The organism is Actinokineospora iranica (assembly GCF_900101685.1).
In the GTDB taxonomy this organism is placed as follows: Bacteria; Actinomycetota; Actinomycetes; order Mycobacteriales; family Pseudonocardiaceae; genus Actinokineospora; species Actinokineospora iranica.
The window spans coordinates 272992-295689 of record NZ_FMZZ01000009.1; the positions used below are offsets into that span (position 1 = coordinate 272992).

The 22698-nt window shown below is 70.5% G+C and carries 23 protein-coding genes, 1 tRNA gene and 2 pseudogenes; 15 read left to right on the forward strand and 11 right to left on the reverse strand.

Going from position 1 to position 22698, the window contains the following annotated elements:
* Positions 1 to 11 precede the first annotated feature (11 nt).
* The 10 genes from glp to BLS56_RS19895 all read left to right on the forward strand — a co-directional run bounded on the left by glp (position 12) and on the right by BLS56_RS19895 (position 10585).
* Positions 12 to 1235 (forward strand): molybdotransferase-like divisome protein Glp, encoded by a 1224-nt coding sequence (glp, locus tag BLS56_RS19850; protein WP_091453059.1) that lies wholly within the window; start codon positions 12 to 14, stop codon positions 1233 to 1235.
* Complete coding sequence (locus tag BLS56_RS19855; protein WP_091453061.1) at positions 1228 to 1881, forward strand: GNAT family N-acetyltransferase; 654 nt, start codon at positions 1228 to 1230, stop codon at positions 1879 to 1881. The genes glp and BLS56_RS19855 overlap by 8 nt, the downstream gene beginning before the upstream one ends.
* Before the next feature lie 176 nt (positions 1882 to 2057).
* Positions 2058 to 2822 carry a divisome protein SepX/GlpR gene (sepX, locus tag BLS56_RS19860; protein ID WP_091453064.1) on the forward strand — a complete coding sequence of 255 codons (765 nt, stop codon included), beginning with the start codon at positions 2058 to 2060 and terminating at the stop codon, positions 2820 to 2822.
* A 60-nt stretch (positions 2823 to 2882) separates the two neighbouring features.
* A tRNA-Ala gene (locus BLS56_RS19865) sits at positions 2883 to 2955 on the forward strand.
* A gap of 445 nt (positions 2956 to 3400) precedes the next feature.
* A complete protein-coding gene (locus tag BLS56_RS19870) occupies positions 3401 to 5029 on the forward strand; it encodes a carboxylesterase/lipase family protein (protein ID WP_228771783.1) in 1629 nt (542 codons plus the stop codon).
* A gap of 265 nt (positions 5030 to 5294) precedes the next feature.
* Positions 5295 to 6209: a M48 family metalloprotease gene (locus BLS56_RS19875; protein ID WP_091453069.1), complete on the forward strand. Its 915-nt coding sequence runs from the start codon at positions 5295 to 5297 to the stop codon at positions 6207 to 6209.
* A 55-nt stretch (positions 6210 to 6264) separates the two neighbouring features.
* Entirely contained in the window at positions 6265 to 7455 is a 1191-nt protein-coding gene (locus BLS56_RS19880; RefSeq protein ID WP_091453072.1) for a glycosyltransferase 87 family protein, read from the forward strand.
* A 5-nt stretch (positions 7456 to 7460) separates the two neighbouring features.
* Positions 7461 to 8843, forward strand: coding sequence for a dihydrolipoyl dehydrogenase family protein (locus BLS56_RS19885; protein WP_228771775.1), 1383 nt, complete (start codon positions 7461 to 7463; stop codon positions 8841 to 8843).
* A gap of 123 nt (positions 8844 to 8966) precedes the next feature.
* Positions 8967 to 9683 carry a hypothetical protein gene (locus tag BLS56_RS19890; protein ID WP_091453077.1) on the forward strand — a complete coding sequence of 239 codons (717 nt, stop codon included), beginning with the start codon at positions 8967 to 8969 and terminating at the stop codon, positions 9681 to 9683.
* Positions 9684 to 9754: 71 nt separating this feature from the next.
* Positions 9755 to 10585 carry a putative RNA methyltransferase gene (locus BLS56_RS19895; protein WP_091453079.1) on the forward strand — a complete coding sequence of 277 codons (831 nt, stop codon included), beginning with the start codon at positions 9755 to 9757 and terminating at the stop codon, positions 10583 to 10585.
* On the opposite strand, the gene BLS56_RS19900 is transcribed toward BLS56_RS19895, so the two are convergent.
* Complete coding sequence (locus tag BLS56_RS19900; protein ID WP_175482936.1) at positions 10574 to 11131, reverse strand: TIGR03086 family metal-binding protein; 558 nt, start codon at positions 11129 to 11131, stop codon at positions 10574 to 10576. The genes BLS56_RS19895 and BLS56_RS19900 overlap by 12 nt on opposite strands.
* Positions 11132 to 11208: 77 nt before the next feature.
* Here BLS56_RS19900 and BLS56_RS19905 point away from each other — a divergent pair, with 77 nt between their 5' ends.
* Both BLS56_RS19905 and trxA read left to right on the forward strand, forming a co-directional pair.
* On the forward strand, positions 11209 to 11874 hold the full coding sequence (locus tag BLS56_RS19905; protein WP_228771776.1) for a TetR/AcrR family transcriptional regulator: 666 nt from the start codon (positions 11209 to 11211) through the stop codon (positions 11872 to 11874).
* A gap of 9 nt (positions 11875 to 11883) precedes the next feature.
* Positions 11884 to 12258, forward strand: a complete 375-nt coding sequence (trxA, locus tag BLS56_RS19910; RefSeq protein WP_091453087.1) for a thioredoxin — start codon at positions 11884 to 11886, stop codon at positions 12256 to 12258.
* A gap of 53 nt (positions 12259 to 12311) precedes the next feature.
* Here trxA and BLS56_RS19915 read toward each other — a convergent pair whose 3' ends face one another.
* The 3 genes and pseudogenes from BLS56_RS19915 to BLS56_RS33070 all read right to left on the reverse strand — a co-directional run.
* Positions 12312 to 12524, reverse strand: a complete 213-nt coding sequence (locus BLS56_RS19915) for a KTSC domain-containing protein (protein WP_091453090.1) — start codon at positions 12522 to 12524, stop codon at positions 12312 to 12314.
* Between the two features lie 24 nt (positions 12525 to 12548).
* Positions 12549 to 12765: pseudogene (locus BLS56_RS32385) on the reverse strand (AMP-binding enzyme); the annotation flags it as partial.
* 35 nt (positions 12766 to 12800) lie between these two features.
* Positions 12801 to 12971: pseudogene (locus tag BLS56_RS33070) on the reverse strand (acetyl-coenzyme A synthetase N-terminal domain-containing protein); the annotation flags it as partial.
* A gap of 316 nt (positions 12972 to 13287) precedes the next feature.
* Between BLS56_RS33070 and BLS56_RS19925 the strand changes: the two are divergent.
* A complete protein-coding gene (locus BLS56_RS19925; protein WP_407640542.1) occupies positions 13288 to 15030 on the forward strand; it encodes a serine/threonine-protein kinase in 1743 nt (580 codons plus the stop codon).
* Positions 15031 to 15312: 282 nt separating this feature from the next.
* On the opposite strand, the gene BLS56_RS19930 is transcribed toward BLS56_RS19925, so the two are convergent.
* The 3 genes from BLS56_RS19930 to BLS56_RS19940 are packed head-to-tail and all read right to left on the reverse strand — an operon-like array spanning position 15313 to position 17622.
* Positions 15313 to 16068, reverse strand: a complete 756-nt coding sequence (locus BLS56_RS19930; protein WP_091453094.1) for an MBL fold metallo-hydrolase — start codon at positions 16066 to 16068, stop codon at positions 15313 to 15315.
* Positions 16065 to 16727: a TetR/AcrR family transcriptional regulator gene (locus BLS56_RS19935; protein WP_091453096.1), complete on the reverse strand. Its 663-nt coding sequence runs from the start codon at positions 16725 to 16727 to the stop codon at positions 16065 to 16067. Before BLS56_RS19935 ends, BLS56_RS19930 begins: the two co-directional genes overlap by 4 nt.
* 7 nt (positions 16728 to 16734) lie before the next feature.
* On the reverse strand, positions 16735 to 17622 hold the full coding sequence (locus BLS56_RS19940) for a fumarylacetoacetate hydrolase family protein (protein WP_091453097.1): 888 nt from the start codon (positions 17620 to 17622) through the stop codon (positions 16735 to 16737).
* A 111-nt stretch (positions 17623 to 17733) separates the two neighbouring features.
* On the opposite strand from BLS56_RS19940, the gene BLS56_RS19945 reads away from it, so the two are divergent.
* A complete protein-coding gene (locus tag BLS56_RS19945; protein WP_139190828.1) occupies positions 17734 to 18822 on the forward strand; it encodes a hypothetical protein in 1089 nt (362 codons plus the stop codon).
* On the opposite strand, the gene BLS56_RS19950 is transcribed toward BLS56_RS19945, so the two are convergent.
* From BLS56_RS19950 to BLS56_RS19960, 3 genes are read right to left on the reverse strand one after another with little or no spacing between them, the layout of a single operon-like run.
* Positions 18823 to 20142: a caspase, EACC1-associated type gene (locus tag BLS56_RS19950; protein WP_091453103.1), complete on the reverse strand. Its 1320-nt coding sequence runs from the start codon at positions 20140 to 20142 to the stop codon at positions 18823 to 18825.
* Complete coding sequence (locus BLS56_RS19955; protein ID WP_091453106.1) at positions 20129 to 20503, reverse strand: effector-associated constant component EACC1; 375 nt, start codon at positions 20501 to 20503, stop codon at positions 20129 to 20131. The genes BLS56_RS19950 and BLS56_RS19955 overlap by 14 nt, the downstream gene beginning before the upstream one ends.
* A 26-nt stretch (positions 20504 to 20529) precedes the next feature.
* Positions 20530 to 21486: a helix-turn-helix domain-containing protein gene (locus BLS56_RS19960; protein ID WP_091453109.1), complete on the reverse strand. Its 957-nt coding sequence runs from the start codon at positions 21484 to 21486 to the stop codon at positions 20530 to 20532.
* 86 nt (positions 21487 to 21572) lie between these two features.
* Between BLS56_RS19960 and BLS56_RS30745 the strand changes: the two genes are divergently transcribed.
* Positions 21573 to 21809, forward strand: a complete 237-nt coding sequence (locus BLS56_RS30745) for a hypothetical protein (protein ID WP_139190830.1) — start codon at positions 21573 to 21575, stop codon at positions 21807 to 21809.
* Here the strand turns inward: BLS56_RS30745 and BLS56_RS19965 are convergent.
* The coding region (locus BLS56_RS19965) for a dolichyl-phosphate-mannose--protein mannosyltransferase (RefSeq protein ID WP_407640538.1) at positions 21760 to 22698 on the reverse strand (939 nt) is incomplete at its 5' end. The two genes, BLS56_RS30745 and BLS56_RS19965, sit on opposite strands and share 50 nt — an antisense overlap.

Genomic DNA, 22698 nt, shown 5'->3' on the forward strand with positions numbered 1-22698 from the left:
AAGGTAACCGGATGAGGTCAGTCGACGAGCAACTCGCCAGGGCGCTGGCGGCCGCGGTCCGCCCCGCTCCCGTGCGGGTCGCCATCTCCGAGGCGCAGGGCCTGCTCTGCGCGGAGGAGGTCGTGGCCGAGCGGGCGCTGCCCGGGTTCGACCAGGCCGCGGTCGACGGTTACGCGGTGCGCAGCGTCGACACCCAGGCCGCGGGCGAGGAGCCGGTGGTGCTGCCGGTGGTCGGTGAGATCGCGGCCGGGTCCCGCCAGCCGCGCAGGCTCCAGCCTGGGCAGGCGGTGCGCATCGCGACCGGCGCGCCGCTGCCCACGCTCGCCGACGCGGTGCTGCCGGTCGCCTACACCGACGGGCACCACGCGCGGGTCACGGTGAACCAGCCGGTGCCCTCCGCGGCCTACGTGCGGCGGACCGGCGAGGACGTGCAGACCGGTGACGTCGCGGTGCGGCGGGGGTCGGTCATCGGGTCGGCGCAGGTGGGGCTGCTCGCGGCCGTGGGACGGTCCAAGGTGCTGGTCTACCCGCGGCCGCGGGTGTCGGTCATCTCGCTCGGCGACGAACTGGTCGACATCGACCGGACCCCGGGGCAAGGCCAGGTCTACGACGTCAACTCCTACGCCCTGGCCGCCGCGGCCAGGGACGCGGGCGCGGAGGTCAGCCGGGTCGGCATCGTCTCCAGCGATGTCAAGCGCTTGCGGGAGGTCGTGGAGGGCAGGCTCGTGCTGTCCGAGATCGTGGTGATCGCGGGCGGGGTCGGCGGCGAGCTGTCCGACGAGCTCAAGTCCGCCATCACCGAACTGGGTGACATCGACCTGACCAGGGTCGCCATGCACCCCGGCTCGGTGCAGGGCTTCGGCAGGCTCGGGCCGGACGCCGTGCCGACCTTCCTGCTGCCCGGCAACCCGATGAGCGCGCTGGTGGTGTTCGAGGTCATGGTGCGGCCGCTGATCCGCGCGGTGCAGGGCAAACGCAACCCGCACCGCCGGGTGGTCACCGCGCGGCTGCTGTCGCCGATCACCTCGACCAAGGGCCGCCGCGGTTTCCTGCGCGGGCAGCTGCTGCGCGACGAGAGCAACGGCGAGTACCTGGTGCAGCCGCTTGGCCTGTCCGGGTCGCACCTGCTCGCCTCGCTCGCCGAGGCCAACTGCCTGGTGCTGGTCGACGAGGAGACCACCGACGTCGCCGTCGGCGAAGAGGTGCGGGTCACCTTCCTCGCCCAACGTGGCTAGCCCGCGGCTCCCGGGCCGTCACCCGGGCTGGCCAGCGCGGCTGGGGCCGCTGCGGGTGCCCGCGGGCGAGGTCGTCCTGCGCAAACCGCGCTTCTTCGACGGCGGGGCGTGGAGCCGGACGCGGCTGCGCGACCAGGCCCACCTGGAGAACTGGGAGCCCTCGGCCCCTGGCACCTGGGCCGATCGCAACGCCTCGGTCGCCTGGCCCAGCCAGTGGTCGACGCTGCGCGCGCTGGGCAGGCGGGGGCTGTCGCTGCCGTTCGTGATCACCGTGGACGGGCAGTTCGCGGGGCAGATCACGGTGGGGAATGTGATCCGCGGCTCGCTGTGCTCGGCGTGGGTCGGCTACTGGGTCGCGGGCGACGTGGTCGGCGGCGGGGTCGCCACGGCTGCCGTCGCCATGGTCGTCGACCACTGCTTCTCCTCGGCGGGCCTGCACCGGATCGAGGCCACCGTGCGGCCGGAGAACACCGCCAGCCTCCGGGTGCTCGCCAAGCTCGGATTCCGTCAGGAAGGCGTGTTCCGCCGCTACCTGGACGTGGCGGGCGACTGGCGTGACCACCTCTGTCTGGCAGTGACCACAGAGGACACCGGAGACGGCCTGGTGCCGCTGCTGCTCGCCCAGGGAAAAGCGGCTCTTCCATGAAGTTTTCCGGATCTCCCGGCGAAGAGTTCGCCCTCCCCCCTTACGGGGAACGGTCCACAAGCGAACTACCCGAATGGGGGAGCGCAGTCGGCGCGCCTCCGCCATGCGTGTGACTGTTGTGACTAACGTGGCGAACGCAGCACGCGTGTGGAGACGACAGGGGGAGGTGCCGGGACATGCCTAGCTCGTTGATCGTGGTCGCGCTCGTCGTCGCATGGCTCGTCGTCCTCGTCCCGATGGTCGTGCGCAAGCGCCAGGAAATCGCCAGGACGGCCGATTCCGCCCTGGCCGCGCGGGTCGTGCGCAGCGGAAGCTCCCACGACCTGGACGACGAGGACACCGACCTCCGCGAGGAGGCCGAGGACTCCCGGGAGGACTTCGCCATGCGCGACGCCGACGGCGTGGCCGCCGAGTTGGACGGCCACCCCGACGACGACCACGTCGACGACCTCACCGCCGTCCCCGGCGAGCCCCGCCGCTACCGCCCCGGCCGAGGCGGATTCGACCCGGACGCCGCCGCCCGCGCCGCCCGCGCCAAGTACTCGTTCCGCCAGCGCGTGGTGCTGCTGATGATCATCGGAGCGCTGGTCACCGCCGTCATGGCAGGCGTCGCCATGCCCACCCTCTGGTGGGCGCACGGCGCCATCGACATCGGCCTGGTCGGCTACCTCACCTACCTCCGCAGGCAGGTCCGGATCGAGGAAGAGATCAGGCAGCGCAGGCTCGCCCGCCTCAACTCGGTCCGCCGCTCCCACGCCCGCCCCGCCGACGACACCTACGAAGACGACGAGCCGCCACAGCGGGAACACCCCGCCGTCACCGTCACCCCCCGCGTCGTCCACCCGGGAGCCGTCGTGGTCGACATAGACGACGAAGACCCCTGGTTCGACGAACTCGGCGAGCCAGGCGCGCAGGCTTACCGCCGAGCCGTGGGGGAGTGAACCACCCCCCGGATTTCGGGGCCGCGCGAGCGTGCTGATATGCTCTGCGAGCACGACTTCGGGGCTGTAGCGCAGTTGGTAGCGCGTCTCGTTCGCATCGAGAAGGTCAGGGGTTCGATTCCCCTCAGCTCCACGGCCTCGGCCGACCCATGCTCACGGAAAGCGTGAGCCGGGTCGGCCGTTGTTGTATCTGGGGGGCGACCCCCCAGACCCCCACGGTGCGTTATCTCCCGATTCGGGGGGGCGAGTTAGAGGGTTGGGAGTTAGGGGAGTTAGGGGGAGTTGGGGGAGTCAGGGGGAGTTGGGGGGCTTTGGGTGGGTTGTGTGAGAGGGTTGTTTTGAGTTAGGGCTTGGGGTGTTTGGCGTGTGTGGCCACCTGTGGTGATGGGTGGCCTTTTTTGTTTTTTGGGGTTGGGGTGTGGGGGTTGGGGTGGGGGTGGGGTGGATACGTGGGCTAATACGCATTTCGGCCGATGGCGGGGGTGGGGGGTGTGGGCCAGGGTTTGGGGTGGGCTTGGCTGCGGGGAGGTCGCGGTGTGCCCTTGGTCAGGGAATGAGAAGGGAACGTCGTGGCGCGGATGAAGATGTTGGGCGGCCGGTTGGCCGGGTTGGCTGCCGGGGTGGTGGCGGTCGCGGGGCTTGCCGTTGTGGCACCGGACGCGGGGGCGGCGGTTCGAGACGGCGCGGACGACGGTGTGGTCAGCACCGACGCGGGCATGATCCGCGGTGTCGTCGGCGAGCGGGGCCGCGCGTTTCTCGGCGTGCCGTTCGCGCAGGCGCCGGTGGGTGAACTTCGGTGGCGGGCGCCCCAGCAGGCCGCGTCCTGGTCCGGTGTCCGCGACACCGTCAGCCCGGGGCCGCTCTGCGCGCAGAACCCCAGTCCGGCAGGCGGCTCGCCGACCGGCTCCACCGCGGAAGACTGCCTGTACCTCAACGTGTACACCCCGGCGGGCGCGCGCCCAGGCGCCGACCTGCCGGTCATGGTGTGGCTGCACGGCGGGGGCTTCGTCATCGGCGGCGGCTCGCTCTACGACCCCGAAGCCCTGGCCGACAAGACCAACAGTGTCGTGGTCACCACCAACTACCGGCTGGGCGCGCTCGGTTTCCTCGCGCTGCCAGGTCTGACGGCCGCCGACCCGGCGCTGAACTTCGGCATCCAGGACCAGCAGGCCGCGCTGCGCTGGACCCGAGGCAACATCGAGAACTTCGGCGGCGACCGCGACCGGGTCATGCTGTTCGGCGAGTCGGCAGGCGCGGCGAGCGTCTGCGTCAACCTCACCTCACCCAGGGCTGAGGGGCTGTTCCACCGCGCGGTCATGCAGAGCGGCGCCTGCGCGTTCGCCCGGCCCGGCGGCAAACCCGTGGCAGACAAGTACGCCCGCAGCCAGAAGTTCGCGGCGAAGCTCGGCTGCCCGGACGGTCCTGCGCAGATCGACTGCCTGCGCGGCAAGGACGTCAAGGACCTGCTCGGCCCCGCGGGCGACGAGAACCCGTTGCTCAGCGCCGAAGGATGGGGCCCCGTCGTGGACGGCGCCGTGCTGCCGGGAGATCCGGCCGGCCGGATGGAAGCGGGCAAGTTCCACCGTATGCCGATCATGCTCGGCACCAACCGCGACGAGGGGCGCCTGTTCACCTACCTCGCCTACGGCCCGCGCGGCATCACCGAAGACGAGTACCGCAAGCTTCTCGTCGCCATGACCGGCTCCGAGGCGGCGGCGAACACGATCGCGGGCATCTACTCGACACAGCGCTACGGCACACCGGTCAACGCGTTGAGCGCCATCATCACCGACACCGGGTTCGCCTTCAACACCGACCGGGTGGCCAAGGCCATCAGCGGCCGCACACCGACCTACGCGTACGAGTTCACCGACGCCGACGCGCCACTCTCGCCCGCGCTCACGGACCTGCGGATCGGGGCGTACCACGGCGGTGAGATCCAGTACCTGCTCACCATGCCCAGCACCCCCCTACTGAACGACGCGCAGCGGGCGCTTTCCACGCAGATGATGGGCTATTGGGGCAATTTCGCCGCCACCGGCAACCCCAACCGGGGGGCCGCGGTTCCCCCATGGCCTGCCTTCAACGTTTTCAGCACGCCGTACCGCAACCTGAACCCCAGTGGCTCACCCGCGACTTTCAGCTTGGGCGCTTACCAGCTCACGCATAACCTTCCGTTCTGGAAGTTCGTCGGCGCGCTCGGGTGATTCACCGTTTCCCGACGGTGACCGACTTCCGGCACTGACGGTCGGCGTTCGATTCGGTAACACCACAGTGTCTGGGTGGGTCGCTCAAGCGGGCGACCCACCCAGCGCGTTTTTCCGGGCCGATGACTCTTTTCCTTATCGGGATTCCGCGGCTGTTTCTCGGGTTCCGAAGATGTCCGCGGGGCAAGATCCAGTCGTAGACAGCGGGGGTGGGGAGAGGCCAAGGTTGGGGGGCCTTGGCGTCGACACGCGTGTGGGAGTTGCGGTGGGGGAGACCTGGATTCCGCGGGGCGGGGCCGCTGGGCCGGTTCGGCGGGGGCCGGACGCGTCGGCGGTGATGAGCGCGGTGTTCGCGTTGCCCGCGTTCCTGAGCAGCCTGGTCGTGGTGGCCGTGCTGGCGCGGGTCGTGTGGCCTTCGCCGGAGTGGGGGGCCTGGGTCGTCGTGGTGGCGTGGGTGGCGTCGGGGGCGTTGACCTTCGTGCCGTGGGTGGAGAAGGTGCTCGCGGGGGCCATGTTCGCCATGCGGGCGCCCACCGTGGGCGAGCGGCAGCGGCTGGAACCGCTGTGGCGATCGGTGTGCGCCGCGGCGGGGACCGACCCGGGGCGGTACACCCTGTGGGTCGAGCAGTCCCGCGACCTCAACGCCTTCGCCGCGGGTGGGCGGACGGTGGCGGTCACCCGGCGCGCGCTGGACCTGCCGGGGCGGTCGCTGGAGGCGATCCTCGCCCACGAACTGGGGCACCACCTGTCCGGGCACGCCCGGGTGTCGCTGCTGGGCTGGTGGTACGAACTGCCCGCGCGCGGGTCGATCCTGGTGGTGCGCCTGGCGATGCGGCTCGTCTTGTTCGTCGGTCGCGTGTTCCTGCGCTTCGGTAGCGCGGCGGCCGGGCTGGCCTCGGTGCTGATCGCGCTGATCCTGCTGTTCGGGCTCGTGCTGCTGAACCCGTGGCTGGTGCTGATGCCGCTGCTCAGCCCGCTGCTGGCCTGGGCGAGCAGGCTCGGCGAGTACCGGGCCGACCGCACCGCCGCCACGCTGGGTTATGGGCCTGCGCTGATCGAGGTGCTGTCCGGCTGGCTCGCCGCCGACCCGCACGGCTCCCGGCGGCCCCTGCGGGCGCGGATGCTGGCCAGCCACCCCGCGCACGCGGACCGGATCCGGCGGTTGCGCGCGCTGGCCTGAACTCCCCGGACAGTTCCACGATCGCGGGTGGCGCTGCGCCGATAGGGTGACGCGCATGGGGGGAGACACACGGCGCGTGCCGGTCGTCGTGACCGGGCTGATGGTCGGGGTCGTAGGGCTGGCCGTGGCGTACTGGCTGGCCGGATGGGGCCTGGGGGTCGACAGCTCGGTCTACCGGGCGGGCGCGCTCACCCTGCTGCACGGTGACTCCCTGTACGCGCCGCTGACGACCGGGGAGGTCTGGGCGCCGCCGCTGCCGTTCACCTACCCGCCGATCGCGGGGCTGGTGTTCGTCCCGTTGACCATGCTGCCCGCGCAACTCGCGTGGGGCGCGGTCGCGGCGCTGTCGGCCCTGGCGCTCGGGGTGGTCCTGCGGGCGAGCCTGCCCGGCGCGCTGCGGCAGGGCTGGCGGTTCGCGGCGCTGTTCCTCGCCGTGCTCGCGCTGGAGCCGGTGTGGCGGTCGCTGGGGCTGGGGCAGGTCAACCTGATCCTGATGGCGATGGTCGTCGTCGACGTGCTGCTGCTGCGCGGCGCCAAGGCCTCCGGGCTGCTGATCGGCCTGGCCGCGGCGGTGAAGCTGACGCCGCTGATCTTCGTAGCGCACCTCGTGGTCACCCGGCGGTGGGCCGACGCCGGGCGCGCGCTCGGGGCGTTCGCCGCGCTCAACCTGCTCGCCGCCGCCGCGCTGCCGGGTGACACCGTGCGGTTCTGGACCGAGGCGCTGGTCGACGGCAACGACGCCACCACCAACTCGTGGTTCGGCAACCAGTCCCTCAACGGCCTGCTCCAGCGGGCGACCGGAGAAGGCCGCGGCGCTTTCCTGCTCTACGTTGTGGTCGCCCTGTTCGTCTTAGCCGTTGCCGCGCTGGTGGTCCACCGGCTTGACCGGCGCGGCGAGAGCATGGGCGCGCTGCTGGTCACCGCGTTTGCCGGGCTGCTGGTAAGCCCGGTGTCGTGGACGCACCACTGGGTGTGGGTAGTGCCGCTGGCCGGGTTCCTCTTACGCCTCGCCTCTGTCTGGTCGTGGACAGCCCTCGGCGTGCTCGTCCTCGTGTTCACCGGATGGCAATTCCGCATGGTCCCCAGCGGCGCCAAGGTCGAGTTGCACTGGTCGCCCGGCCACGCGCTGCTCGGCAACGCCTACGTGCTCGCCGCGCTCGTGTTCACCCCGGTCATCGCGACCCTGGCCCTGCGTGCGCGCGGGCGCCGTGCTGAGGTGTTGGCAGGAACCGCTTCGAGGAGTTGATGGTCTTGGCTGACGACGTGCTCACGGTCGACATCGCGGTGGTCGGGCTGGGACCGGGCGGGGAAGCCCTGGCGACCCGGTTGGCGCGGGCCGGGCTGTCCGTGGCGGGTATCGAGTCCCGGCTCGTCGGCGGCGAGTGCCCGTACTACGCCTGCGTCCCGACGAAGATGATGATCCGCGCCGCCGACTCGCTCGCCGAGGCCCGCCGGGTCTCGCAGTTGGCGGGTTCGGCCGAGGTGCGCGCGGACTGGGCTCCGGTCGCCGCGCGCCTGCGGGACGAGGCCACTGACGACTGGGACGACCGGGTGGCCGTCGACCGCCTGGTCGCCGAGGGTGTCGAGTTCGTCCGCGGTCGCGCGAAGATCACCGCACCGGGTGAACTCGTCGTCACCGGGCCGGACGGTGACCGCGCGGTCCGGGCCCGGCGCGGCATCGTGGTCAACCCCGGCACCGACCCGGCGGTCCCGCCGATCCCCGGCCTGGCCGACGCCCCGGTCTGGACGAACCGGGACGCGGTGCGCGCCGAGGTCGTGCCCGAGTCGCTGATCGTCATCGGCGGCGGGCCGGTGGGCTGCGAGTTCGCCCAGGTCTTCGCCCGGTTCGGGGCCAAGGTGACGCTGTTGCAGTCCAACGAGCGCCTGCTGCCCCAGGACGAGCCCGAGTCGGGCGCGCTGCTCGCCGAGCGGTTCGCCGCGGAGCACATCCTGGTCAAGACCGGCGTCAAGATCACCGCCTGCGACTACGACGGGCAGCGGTTCACCCTGCAGATCAAGGGCGCGGAGCCGGTGACCGCCGACCAGGTGCTGGTGGCGGCGGGCCGCAAGACCGATCTGGCCGCGCTGGGCGTCGGCGCGTTCGGCCTGGACGAGTCGGCGCGCGGGATCACGGTGGACGGGCGAATGCGCGCGGCCGACGGATTGTGGGCGATCGGTGACATCACCGGTAAGGGTGCGTTCACCCATATGTCGATGTACCAGTCGGGTATCGCGGCCGCGGATATCCTCGGCGAAGACAGCCCCGAAGCCGACTATCGCGCCGTTCCCCGTGTGACATTTACCGACCCAGAGGTTGGTTCGGTTGGTCTTACCGAAGCGGCGGCGCGCGAGGCGGGGCTGGCCGTGCGTGTCGGTCTCGCGCGGATTCCGGAATCCTCGCGCGGCTGGATCCACAAGGTGGGCAACGAGGGCTTGATCAAGCTGATCGAGGACGCCGACCAGGGCGTTCTCGTCGGCGCGACCTCGGTCGGGCCCACGGGCGGGGAAGTGCTCGGGGCGCTGGCGGTGGCGATCCACGGCGAGGTGCCGGTGGCCAGGTTGCGGCACATGATCTATGCGTATCCGACGTTTCACCGGGCGATCGGCGACGCCGTGAATGACCTTCACGAATGAGGAATCAGTAGCAATAGAGTCACGGTATGTCCCCATTTGGCTGATCGACTGGACGTGGTCACTCCACAGGGTGTAAATCCTTGTGCGCCCAATCGGGGGATCGTCACCAGTCCAGGAGCTCATATGCGCACGTCCATGGCCGCGTTCGGGGTTGCCGTCAGCACGGCGGCGTTGTTCGCCTTCCTGCCGCTCAGCGCGTCGGCGACGCCAGGCGACCCAGTCTCCGACGACCCCCGCGCGACGGTGCACGCGGGCAACGTCGAGTCCGAGGGCGACCGGGACGACTGCCCGAAGCTGTGGGAAGGCAGCGTGCGGGTGACCGTGACCGCCACGGCCGACCCCACGAACACCTACCTCGACATCACCGACGTGCCCGACAACGTCGACCTCGCGGGCGTGATCGTCAAGGGTGGCGACGCCTACAACAAGTACGACGCCGACAAGCTGGGCGACGGGCTCGACCTGCGCTCGCCGCTGGCGGGCAACAGCGGCAAGCCCGCGACGATCAGCCACTGGTTCGCCTGCGGCGCCGAGGGCGACACCGAGACCACCACCTCGGAGCCGACCACCCCGACCAGCCCCACCAGCACGACGTCCGCCCCCGAGGTCACCGTCCCGACCGAGCCCACGACGCCGAGCGGCACCACCTCCGCGTCGGCGCCCGTCACGACCACCACAACCACCTCCGCCGCCGCGGCCGTGGGCGCTGGCGATGACGGCGAACTCGCCGACACCGGCGCCAACGTGGGCTGGCTGGCGTTCATCGCCGCCGCCCTCGTCCTCGGCGGCGCGGTCCTGCTGACCCCGAGGCTGCGCAACGCCCTGCTGCGCCGCTCCTGAGCACCCCCGACGAGGCCCCCGGACGATCCGATCGTCCGGGGGCCTCGTCGTCGCTGTCGTAGGGTCCCCCCATGCTCGCCGACGTCGTGCCGTACCTGGTCTGCCCGCACTGCGGGGACGGCCTCGTGATCGACGGCGGCGCCCTGCGCTGCGGCGACCGGCACAGCTTCGACATCGCCCGGCAGGGCTATGTGAGCCTCCTGCGCGGCGCGCCGACCTTCACCGGCGACACGCCCGCCATGGTCGAGGCCCGCGCCGCGTTCCTCGGCGCGGGCCACTACGCCCCCATCGTGCGCGCGCTGGTCGCGGCCGCAGAGCCCGCGCCCGGCTGCGTCGTGGACATCGGCGCGGGCGTGGGGCACTACCTCGCCGCCATCCTCGACGCCTGGCCCGACCGGGCCGGGATCGCGCTCGACGCGGCCAAGCCCGCGCTGCGCCGGGCGGCCCGCGCGCACCCCCGGCTCGGCGCGGTCCTCTGCGACGCCTGGCAGCCGCTGCCGATCCGAACCGGCTCGGCCGGGTTGGCGGTGAACGTGTTCGCACCGCGCAACCCGGCCGAGGTCCGCCGCGTCCTGCACCCCCAGGGCAGGATGCTCGTCGTCGCGCCGACCGCCCGGCATCTCGCCGAGTTGGTGGCCACGATGGGCCTGCTCACCGTCGAGGAGGGCAAACAGGACCGGGTGGCCGCCAAGCTCGCTCCCCACTTCGCCCCAGACGGCCAGGTCACGGTCGAGTTCCCGATGGCGCTGCCGCACCGCGACGTCGCAGCCCTGGTCGGTATGGGCCCGAGCGCGTTCCACGCGGCGGCAGACGCCTTCGGCGAGCGCATCGCGGCGCTGCCCGAGCCGGTCACGGTAACCGGCTCGGTCACCGTGACCGCTTACCGGCGACTAGACAGTTGACCAGGCAGGCGACCGGCCGGTAAGAGCGAGCAGCCGCTCTTGCGGCGATGCGTCGTCGGCCACCGGCAGGCGGGCGGAGAACGCCTTGCCTGGCCCCCAAACCTCGGGCGTGTCCGGCCAGGTCGAGATGAAGCCGAGCGCGGCCTCGACCAGGTCCTCGTCGAGCCGCACGTCCACGCCGACAGCGGTGCCGATGTCCCAGCCGTGCACGAGCGTGTCGTTGAAGTGGATCGACAGCGCTATCCGGCCGTTGACCGTGCCTATCGGCATCTCGTAAGGCGCGGCCAAGACCTCGTCGTTGTCGGCCAGGGCGGCTAGCGCGGCGGCGGTCTCCCGGAAGTCGACCCGGGGGTCGCCGCTGAGGGCGGGGGCCTCGCCCGCGAGTTTCCGCAGGAAGTTGACGTGGTTGTCGACCATGTGCGCGATGACCTCCCGCACTGCCCACTCGGTGCACGGCGTCGGCACGTCCAGCTGCTCGTCGGTGAGCGCGTCGATGATCCGGCCGGTCGACTCCACGGCCCGCCGGTCCAGCTCTCGGATGTCCACGTGGTCCTCCCCAGAATGTGTACGAACGATCGGTCACATAGTTTCAGATGACCGAACGATCGTCTAGATTGTTTTTCGTGGACGGCAGACTCGCTCGCGGCGCGGAGACCCGGCGCCTCACCCTGAGCCGGGCGGCTGAGATCGCCTCGGTCGAGGGGCTTGACGGGCTGACTCTGGGCAGGCTCGCGAGCGAACTGCGGCTGAGCAAAAGCGGCATCTTCGCGCACTTCGGGTCCAAGGAAGACCTCCAGCTGGCCACTATCGGCTACGCGGAAGAAGTGTTTGCCGAGAGCGTCTTACGGCCCGCTCTCGCCGTGCGGACAGGGCTGCCTCGCCTGCTGCGGGTGTGCGAACTGTGGATCGAGTACTTCCGCTCCCGCGTCTTCCCCGGCGGCTGCTTCTTCGCCGCGGTCGCGGGCGAGTTCAAGGCCCGCGATGGCCGCGTCCACGACGCCATCGCCCGCTGCCACGACCTGTGGAACGACGTCCTCACCCGCCTGGTGACCGAGGCCGTCGACGCGGGCGACCTGCCCGAGGACACCGACGCCGCCCAGGTCGTCTTCGAGATCCACGCGGTGGCCAGGGCCGCCAACAGCGACAGCGTGCTCACCGGCGACGACAGCGTTTACGACCGCGCGGTGACCGCGATCCGGAACATTCTGGGCCGCGGATCGGAGCAGTCGGTGGGAATGTTCACGGCGGGCGGTTCGTTGGACGGGGCGAAACGCAATGCCCCGGACTGAGGAGGCCACGTGGCGACGGTCGAACTGACCACCGACAACTTCGACGAGGTCGTGGGCGGTGGCGGAACCGTACTGGTCGACTTCTGGGCGTCCTGGTGCGGCCCGTGCAGGCAATTCGCGCCGGTCTACGACGCGGCGTCGGAGAAGCACACCGACATCACCTTCGCGAAGGTCGACACCGAGGCCCAGCAGCAGTTGGCCCAGGCGTTCAACATCTCCTCCATCCCCACTGTGATGGCCGTCCGCGACGGCGTCGTCCTCTACGCCCAGCCCGGCGCCCTCCCGGCCCCGGCCCTGGAAGACCTGATCACCCAGGTTCAGGCGGTGGACATGGACGAGGTCCGCGCCCAGGTCGCGGCCGCCCAGCAGCAGAACCAGGCCTGACTCGACCGACCAGCGAGGACCCCGCGGGCACCGCCCGCGGGGTCCTCGCTGGGTCAGGTGACTTTGCGGGTGTCGTAGGCGTCCTTGATCTCCCCGTTCAGATACGTGCCGGGGCTCTTGGCCGAGACGAACTGCCAGTAGACCTTCTTGGGGACGTCGAGGTACTGGTACACGCCGCCGTTGCGGAACTCGACCTCCAGAATCCTGCGGGTCGCGTCGTAGCCGACCGAGGCGACGGTGGACGACGAGACGGGCATTCGGTCCATCCGGTGCTCCTCAGGGCGGGCCGGTCAGCGGGCGCGGAGGATCGAGCGTAAGGCGTCGAGGACCGCGGGGTCCTCGATTGTCGAAGGAACGGGCTCGTCCAATCGCGATCACCAGGCAACCGTCGGCTATGCCGTGCATGGTTTTGCGGAGGGTCTTGCCGCTGCGGGTCTTGGGGAGGGCGTCGACCACCCACGCGTCGCGGAAAGCGGCGACGGGGCCGACGTAACCGCGCAGGCGAGCATGGCCACCACAGCCTGCGGTGCCATCGGCATGGAAACGATCACCCGGTCGCCCTTGCCGACCCCCAGCCCGGCCAGCACGCCCGCGAACCGGGCGCGGGCGGGCGGCCGCGTCCATTCGACCAGCCGCGCCGCCGCAGGCCAGAACCCATCGCGGTCGGCACGGCTGCGCTGGTGGGTCTCGGCGTAACCGCCCATTCGTGCCATTTCCAGCCTCCCGTCACCGTCGCTCACCCCTCACCGATACCTTGCCACCGAACCGACGATCTCGGTCCGGCCGCATCGGTGGCCTGTGGACAACCTCCGCCGCCCATGTGACGTCCTGTGGATAAACGACCGGTTTCGGTCACAGCTCGACATAGTCTGGATCCAGGCGCGCCCGCGCCTGGTCTCATGGACGATCGGCTGGTTGAGAGAGGAGCTGGTGGACGCGGTGCTCGAGCTCGCGGCTTCACTGCTGTCCTTCGCGCACAGTGTCTTCGGGCCAGACCTCTGCCCCGGTGACTGGGTGTGGGCGACGAGCATGGCCGGTGCGCTGGTCGCCCTGCTGCCCGTGCTGGGCACACTGGTGATCGCGATTGTCCGCAAGGCCACCGGCAACACCTACAACGCGGTGACGCTGACGGTGTTCGGCGCCATCGGCGGGATCACCGCGTTCCTGCTGCCGTGGCTGCTGTTCAACGGCATCAACGGCGTCTACCGCAGCGTCTTCGCCGACGACGGCGCGGTCACCCTCACCGGAGCCGAGACCAGGTCGTTCGGCGAGGAGCACTGCTGGGTGGGGCAGCAGAGCGACTACCTCGGCGGCAGGCCCAACGCCTACGAGGTGCTGTTTCACCCGTACGAGACCTTCCCGATGTACCTGCTGCGCCTGGGCATGTTGGTTCTGCTGCCCGCCATCTGCTTGCTGTTCGTGATCCTGCAGGCGCGCGCGGCCATGCGCCGGGGCCCGAAGTGGCCGAGCAGGCTCATCTGGGTGCCGTTCGCGCTGATGGCCGTGCTGAGCCTGCCGGTCGAGGCGAACACCCTGACGCACCTGTGGATCGGTGTCCTGCCGGTGAGCGTGCTCGGGCTGATCCCGGTGTACATAATCGGGCCGCCGAGCTGGGCCACGATCGAGCGCCGCTACCAGAAGCCCGAGCCGTCCGGGCCGCCCCCATCGGCGTACCCGCCCCCGCCGCCCCCGCAGCCGGTGCCCCAGCAGCCGGTGCCCAAGTACGTGCCGCCGCCGCCCGTGCCGCAGCAGCCCCCGGTGCGCAAACCGCCGCCGTACGTCCCGCCGACCCTCGTGGGGGAACCCGAGCCGGACCGGGCCGCGCTCGCCCGGCTCGCCGCCGACCCCGGCCCGCTGCCGTTCACCCCGCGCGGCGCCACCCCGCCGCCCCCGCCGATCAAGTTCTCCGGCAACCGGTTCCGCAAGGTCCGCACCCTGGGCCACGGCGGATTCGGCACGGTGTGGCTCGCCGTCGACACCCAGCTCGACCGCACGGTCGCGGTGAAGATGGCGCACGCGCCCGACGCCGAGACCGAGGAGCGGATGCTGCGCGAGGCCCGCGCCCTGGCCGCGGTGCACCACCCGAACTGCGTCCGGGTGTACGACATCGTGTCCGAGCCGGACGGGCTGGGCCTGGTCATGGAGTACATCGAGGGCCAGCCGCTCGCCGACCGGGTCACCTCCGGCGGGCCGCTGGACGACGTCGCCGTGGCCCGGCTGTGGATCACCATGGCGGGGGCGCTGTCCGCCGCGCACGCCAAGGGCGTGCTGCACCGGGACGTGAAGCCGTCGAACATCATCATCGACCCGGACGGCAACGCTCACCTGATCGACTTCGGCATTGCCCGGTCCAAGGGGGACTCCACGCTGACCGCGACCGGCATGATGGTCGGCACTCCGGACTTTCTCGCTTCGGAGACCGCCGCGGGGGCGAACGCCACTCCGGCGTCGGATGCTTGGCAGCTGGCGGCCACGGTGAGCTATGCGCTTACCGGTAAGCCGCCGCGTGGCAACCGGGAGAACGCTATGGCCGCGCTGATGGCGGCGGCTAAGGGGGAGCCGTTGTCGGAGCTTCCGCTGCGGAGTGCGCATCGGCGGTTGCTCATGGCTTCGCTGGATGCTGATCCGGGGCGTCGGCCGACGCTGGCTGCGGTCGCTCGGCAGTTGAGCGACTGGCTGGCTCGTGAGGGGCACACGGAGACTGGGCCGGTTACGCAGATTGTGCGGCGCAAGGACATTGAGGATGTCGACCGGACTCGGCCTATGCGCTGAGGTGTGTGCTGGTTGGCTGCGTGGGGCTTCGTGCGGGTTGGCTCGATGGGGTGGAGTGGTTTCCTCGGGGCCCCTGCGAAGGAAGATCGCCGTGTGAAAGACGGGTGGGAAGCCTTCGGCCGCACACGTGCGGAGCCAGCTTGGCGATCTTCCTTCTCCCCAGAAGAAACCACTCCACCCCATCGAGCACCTGGCGGCTTTTGGGTGCTGGTTGTTGTCTTGTTGGTCAGTTGACTTCTTGAATCGTTGGATTGTTGAACAATTGCCCTGGTGGGCAGTGGGTTAGTGGGTGGCCAGGCGTTCGCGGGCTTGGGACACGGCTGTGCGGATGTCGCCGCGGTGGGGGATGCCGTGGCCGGGGAGCAGGGTGTCCGCCGCGAGGGGTTCCAGGGTGTCCAGGGCGGCCACGGTGGCTGGGTGGTCGTGGCTGAACATGGGCATGAGCAGTTGTGGGCCGCTTGTCTGGGAAGTCGGGTGGCCGGTGACGAGCGTGTCGCCGGTGGCTAGGACCCCGACGTCGGGCAGGTAGTAGCAGCAGTGTCCGGATGTGTGGCCGGGGGTGGGCACCGGAACCGGCTTGCCGGGCAGGTCTAGCGCGCCGTCGCGGGGGAAGGGGGTGGCGGTGGGGACGCGGACGTGCTTCATGGCTCCGGCCAGGGCGATTCGGATGGTCCAGGTGAGGAAACCGGGGCGCCAGAGGTTGGGGATGACGTCTAGGGGGCCTGCCTGTTCCCTGTAGTCGCCGTGGGCGAAGCCGACTTCCGGGGGTGCCACGTGAACGGGGATGTCGGCGCGGCGGAGGAGGCCCGGTATGGAGCCGATGTGGTCGACGTGGCAGTGGGTGATCAGGATGGCCGCGACCTGTTCGATCCGGTGGCCGATCATCCGCAGCGATTCCTCGACCGCTGGTAGGTCGGCGGGGAAGCCCGCGTCGATCAGGGTTACCGCGTCGCCGTCGGTGATCAGGGTCCAGTTCACGGCGGTGCCGGAGGCCAGGTAGGTGTTGTCGGCTACCTGGGTGACGGTAGGGGTCTTCATGAGGTGCCTTTCAGGGCTAAGAAGCCGCCGGTCAGGAAGTCCAAGAGGATGTCGTAGTGGGCGGCCACGTCGTCGGATCGCACCTCGCCGTCGGTGAGGATGTCGAGGCGGTGGGTGGGGGAGAAGAAAGTCAGCGTCGAGGTCACCATGAACTCGTACGCCCGGTGCAGCCGTGCTTCGTCGCAGCCGGGCAGGGTCTCGCGGAGGGCGGCGATGAACCGGGTGGCCATCGGGTTGTACTGGTCGGCGACGGTGAGCAGCACCCGCTGCCGGGCGGGGGTGAGCTGGGCGACCAGGCGGATGTAGTTGCGCCAGCCCTCGCTCTCGGCGCTGTGGACCAGGTAGCCGTGGACCAGGTAGGGGCGGGCGAACGCGTCGACGCACCACCGGAGGCGTTCGGCGGTGGTCGCCGACCGGGGCGGGTGGTCGAGGGCGGCGGAGCGTTCCGCGTTGAGCACCTCCGCGCGGCGCAGGATGACCTGCCGGAACAGGTTTTCCTTGCTGCCGAAGGAGTCGTTGACCGCCGCCAGCCGCAGGCCCGCCGCCGCGGTGATATCCCGGACGCTCACCGCGGCGAAGCCCTGGTCGGCGAACAGTTGCTCCGCGGTGTCCAGCAGCCGTTCGCGGACCAGCGCGCGGTTGCGTTCCCGGGTGCCCATCGGTTCGTCAGCGGATGTCGTGCCGGATGTCACCGACGCCCTCGATCGCCAGTTCAAGCCGGTCGCCGGGCCGCAGCCAGTGGCCGGTCTCCATGCCGCAGCCGCCGGGCAGGGTGCCGGTGCCGAACAGCTCGCCCGGCAGGAGCCGCTCGTCGCGCGAGGCGTGCGCGAGGACTTCGCCAAGAGAGTGGCGCATCCCGGCTGTCGTGGGCCGCGCTACCACCTCGCCGTTAATGCGCACGGTGCCCGTCAACTGGTCCAGTTTCGGCATTACCTCGTCGGCGGTAACCGCGGTGCTCGACAGGGAACTGGCGAAGTGCTTGGCCTTCTGCGGCCCGAACCCGCTGCGCATCTCCGGCATCTGCACGTCGCGCGCGCTCAGGTCGTTGAGCACCACGAATCCGCCGATCGCCCGCTCGGCCTCGGCCGGGGTGGCGTCGCGCAGCGGCTCCTTGAGCACGAACCCCAGCTCAAGCTCGTAGTCCAGGGCGCGGGTGTAGGACGGGGTGCGCACCGGGGCGCCGCTGGGCTGGAAGGTCAGCGTGTTGCCCATGTAGTAGATCGGCTGGCGGTACCACAGCTTGTTCGGCCGGAACAGCGGGAACGGGCGGCGGGCCAGCTTCTCGTAGGCGGAGGTCACCGCCACCGCCGCCGTCGGCCCGAACCGCTTCAGCCAGCCGCGGGCGGCGTCGATGTTGTGCCGCTCGAACAGCATGAAGTCCCGGAACGACACCGGCTGGAACGGCAGCAGCTCGCCGTCGTGCAGCCCCAGTTCCCACTCCGGCCGAAACGGCGTCTCGAACCCCAGCGGGGAGTCGGGCACGGTTGCCCAGTCCCCGTCCCGGTGGACCTGCCAGTCGATGCCGCTTTCCGCGCGCACTCGCCGCACCCGCACGCCGCCACCTCCAAACTCGGAACAACTGTTCCGAAATCTAGCGCGCCCCGGCCTGGTGGGCAACTGGACACGCGCGGTCATACTGATCAGCGCGACGAACGGGAGGTGGCCGTGCCCATAGGGTTCCTGCTGGTGCTGGCGGGTGTCGCCGGGCTGTTCGCCGAGAAGACCGGGTGGTTCACCGCGGTCACGACCGGGCCGTCCGCGGACCACAGGGACGGAATATTTCCCTTGGCGTCCTTGCCTTACGTGACCGGCGCGTCGATCGCGCTCATCGCCATCGGCGCGCTGGTTTTCCTGATCGCGGCCAATGAGGAGTGGGGCGTGGCCTTCTGGCTGTTCGCCCTGGCCTGCGCGGTGGTCGCCGAACTGATCAAGGGGTGGCTGCCCCCTGAGCTGCACACCGTGGTGGTCTGGATCGCGATCGGGATGGCCGTGCTCGTGGGCTTGGCCGTGATCGTCGGCCTTGTCGGCGGTATCGGCGCGGAAGAAGGGCCGTACGCGGGCGGCTTGGCGGCGGCGGCGATCGGGCTCATGGGGCTGATCGTGTGGGGTGTGTTCCCGTTGGGGGCCGGGTGGGCTCCCGCGGTCGGCATCACCGCCACCGCGCTGCTCACCGGCGGACTCGCCGCGACACCGCTGGGACGTGACTTCGACGCGGCCCTCGACAACCCGCCGCGCGTGCTCGGCGCCACGGCGGGCGCGGGCGTGTCCCTGGCGGTGACGTCGCTGGTGGTCGCCGAGACCTTCGACGTCAGGGGCGTGGCCTGGGTCCTGCTGGCGCTGCTGATCGTGCTCGGCTTCTTCGCTGTCGGGCCGCTGGTGGTCTACGGCTTCTTCAAGACTTTCTTCAGGGACCAGTCTCAAGAGACCCAAGACACCGTCATCGTGGTGGGCGGCATCTCTCTGTTGAGCGGTGGCCTCGGCACATACTTCGTGGTGTTGCTCAACACCACGAATCCAGGGGACTGGTTGCAGGTCACGCTTGTCGTGCTGGTGATCGTGTCCTATGTGGCGATGGCGGCGTCGGCGGCGTTCCTCCTGTTCGGAGCCGGGCAGCCCCCCGTGGTTCCGGAAACCGCCACGGTTGCGGAACCCCCGCCCGTGATCGTTCCCCAGGTCGCGCCGGAACTCGGCGCGCGGTTGGCGCACCTGGCAACGCATCCCGACCGCGTCTACCGGCTGCTTCCCCGCAACTGATCAGCCCGCCAACGCCGCGGTGATCCGCTCGCGGTCCCGCGCGCTCGCCCGCCGGTCCAGCAGCAGGGCGCGCAGCAGGTGCCGGGCCTGGCCGGGCCGCCCGAGCTGGGCCAGTTCCTGGGCCGCGCGCAGCTTGCCGGTCAGCGACAGCCCGCACTCGGCGAGCATCATCGCCATCAGCAGGCTCCACAGCCGATCGGGGTCGTCCTCGGCGAGCACCGGGTCGATGTCCCAGTTCTTCGCCATCTCCGTGTACCACGCGCTGTCGTCGTCCAGAAGGTCCACGAACCGGCGCAGCCGCCGCCACGCCACCGCGCCCCGCCCGGCGCCGACGACGGTGTCCAGGGTGGTCACGGCCTCGCGTTCGCCGAGGGTCTTGCCAATCTCGTGCACGCAGTGGACGCGCAGCAGGATCGGCAGGGTCCCGTTGGATGCCAGCGACGTCAGCTCGGCCGCCACGTCGCCGTCCTGCTTGGCCAGGGTGACCAGGCCCGTGATGGCGTCGACCCGCACGTCGAGGTCGCGGGAGCCGTCGAGCACGTCGCGGCGCAGGCTGAGCCACTCGGGCGGCTGGAACGGCTCGGTCGGCACGGCAGGCTGGTGCGCCCGGTTGCGCACCAGCGCCAGCCTGGACGCGCTGCCGCTGTTGTACTGCTTGGGCATCGGCCGGTTCTTGCCGCGCAGCCGACGGTTGAGCTGCTGGTAGATCGTGCCCATCGACAGCAGCTCGCCCGCCCCGGGGACGCCATCGCGCAACAGCGTGATCAGCTCCCCGGTGAACGCGGTGTGCCGCTCGCCGGGCGGGGCGACCGAGGGCTGGTTGGCGGGCGACGAGGTCAGCGTGTAGACGCCCTCGACCTCCATCTGCTCGTCCGCGGTGCCCATCAGGCCGATCTGGCGCAGCGCCCGCCCCGAGTAGCAGCTGTCCAGGATCAGCACCCGGGTCTGCGCTGGGCTGTTGTGCAGCGCGGACCGGACCTGGTTGATCTGCCAGACGTTGTAGCCCGCGAACTCCCGCTCGGTGTTCTTCATGGCCAGCGACAGCAGGCCCTCGTCGTCGACCAGGCCGTGGCCCGCGAAGTAGATCAGCAGCAGGTCTTCGGCATCGCGGGCCAGCCGCTCGATCTGCGCGGTGCGGTCGGAGGTCAGGTCGAGGAACGTGTGGCAGCGCTCGATGGACCCGAGCGCGGGATCGGTGAGCGTGGCGGCCAGGTCGGCGACGTTGTTGCGCACCGAGGGCAGGTCGTCCAGGTCGGGGTCGTCGTAGTGCGCCGAGCCGACCAGGATGATCCGGGACCGTCTCGGGTCAGCCAGTCGCATCGGGGTCTTCTTGGCGCAGCGCCTCGGTGGCGGTGTCGATGAGCAGGCGGACGCTGTCCGGGTCGGCCTTGACGCGCTTGGTGTCGATGATCAGCTTGCGCTTGCCGATGGTCAGGTTGATCGTGACGTCCGAGCGCCGGTTGCGCAGCCAGGTCGTGATCGAGCTGATCAGCACGGTCACCGCGCCGCCGCCGCCGACCGCGACGGTCACCGTGTCGGAGATCGCGCCCATCTGGCCGGGGGCGGGGGCGGCCTGGCGCAGGCGCACCCGGCCGCGCAGCGCGTCTTCCAGTTTCAGCCAGGCGAGCAGGGAGCCGACAGCGTCGCCGGTCTCGTCTTCCACGGTCAGCAGGGCGTCCATGTGGGGAAACTTACCCGCAAGATCACTCAGGCAGGACGGTTGGCGAACGTTCGCCGGTAATCGGTCGGGGCGACGCCGACGAGTCGCTGGAAGTGGTGGCGCAGCAGGGCGGCGCTGCCGAAACCGCATTCCCGGGCCACCTCGTCCACGGTCATCGGCGTGTCCTCCAGCAGCCTGCGGGCGTGCAGGACGCGTTGCGTGGTCAGCCACTTGTGCGGGGTGGTCCCGGTCTCGGCGACGAACCGCCGGGCGAAGGTGCGCTCGGACAGGCCCGCGCGGCGGGCGAGGTCGGCGACGGTGTGCTCGTCGGCCAGGTGCTCCAGCAGCCACCGCATGACCGGTTCGAGGCTGTCGCTGCCGCACTCGGGGATCGGCAGTTCCACGAACTGGCGCTGGCCGCCGTCGCGCTGGGGTGGGACGACCATGCGGCGGGCGATGGCGGTCGCCGCGGCGGAGCCGAGTTCGCGGCGCACGATGTGCAGGCAGGCGTCGATGCCTGACGCGGTTCCCGCGCTGGTGACGATGTCGCCCTCGTCGACGAACAGCACGTCCGGGTTCACCCGGGCTTGTGGGAAGCGCTCGGCGAGGTCGGCGACGTGGCGCCAGTGGGTGGTGCACTCGCGGCCGTCGAGCAGCCCGGCCGCGCCGAGGACGAAGGCGCCGCTGCAGACCGACAGCAGGGTCGCGCCGCGCGTGTTGGCCGTGCGCAGCGCGTCGAGCACCGCGGGCGGGTAGTGGTCGCGGATGCCCGCGGCGGGGACGGCGACCAGGTCGGCGTCGGCGAGGCCGTCGAGGCCGAACTCAGGCGTCAGCCGCGCGCCGACGCCGGTGGCCACCGAGCGGCCCGCGGCCTCGCCGCACACCCGGAACTCGACGGGCGGCACGCCCTCGTCGGTGCGGTCGATGCCGAACACCTCGCAGACGACGCCGAACTCGAACGGGGCGACGCCGTCGATCAGGACGGCGGCCACTGTCTTCAGCATCCCCGAACGGTAGCTGGCAGGATTTTGTCGCACAAGGTCAGAACTGCCACTGTTGGCAGGAAATGATGCGACGCAAACTTAGCGCCATGACTACCGCGCTCGTTCTTGTCGCACTATCCGCCCTGGTCATCTACGGCCTAGACCGCAACCACGCGCCCACTCAGCCCCGCTACCGGCCTGTCGGTAGCAGCGACGTCGAGGACCGCGACCTGGCCCGCGTCGCCGCCGAGGTGCGGACCGCCCGACCGGTCGTCGGCGACCGGCGGGCGGTCGTCAGCGCCAGGAGGGGAGCCAGAGTTCGGCCTGCCAGCGCCATTCGGTGATGGAGTCGCCGTTGAGGATGGGCCAGAGCCAGACGAAGTTCGCCACGACCAACCCCACATACAACGCCACGACCAGCAACCCGTTGCGCCGCCGCTCCGGGCCCATGTCCCGGGTCCCCAGGAAATGCCCCAACCCCAAGGTGATGCCCAGGACCAGGAACGGGGCCATCGGGGTCGCGTAGAAGAAATACATCTGCCGGTCCAGATTCACAAACCACGGCAGCAACCCCGCCAGATACGCGGTCACCACCGCGGCGTAACGCCAGTCCCGGTGCGCGCCCATCCGCCACAGACCCCACCCCAGCATCACCGGCGCCAGCCACCACAAGGCCGGGGTCCCGATCAACATCGTCGCCGACACACACCGCGTCTCCCCACACCCGGTGGTCGACCCGTCGTAGTAATACAACATCGGCCGCAACCCCATCGGCCACGCCCACGGCTTCGACTCCCACGGATGCTGCGAACCCGGCTTGGTCACCAACTCGCTGTGGAACCGCAGCACATGCTCGCTATAGGTGAACAACGACCCCAGCGCCCCCCGCACCACCGACACCGGATCACCCCCGGACGTCGCCACCAGATGCCGGTCCAACCCCGTCTCGCTGCCGAACCACGCCCACCACGTCGACAGATACGCCACCACCACCACACCCACGAACACCCACACCGCAGGCACAACATCACGCAGCAACGCCCCCCACCACGGACTCGCCACCCCCGCCGCCCGCCGCGCCGCCACGTCGAACAGGACCGTGAGCAGGGCGAACGCGGCCACGAAATACAACCCCGACCACTTCACCCCACACGCCAACCCCAACAACACCCCAGCACCCAGCCGCCACCACCGCACCCCCAACCGCGGCCCGTACCGAGACTCCCTCACCCA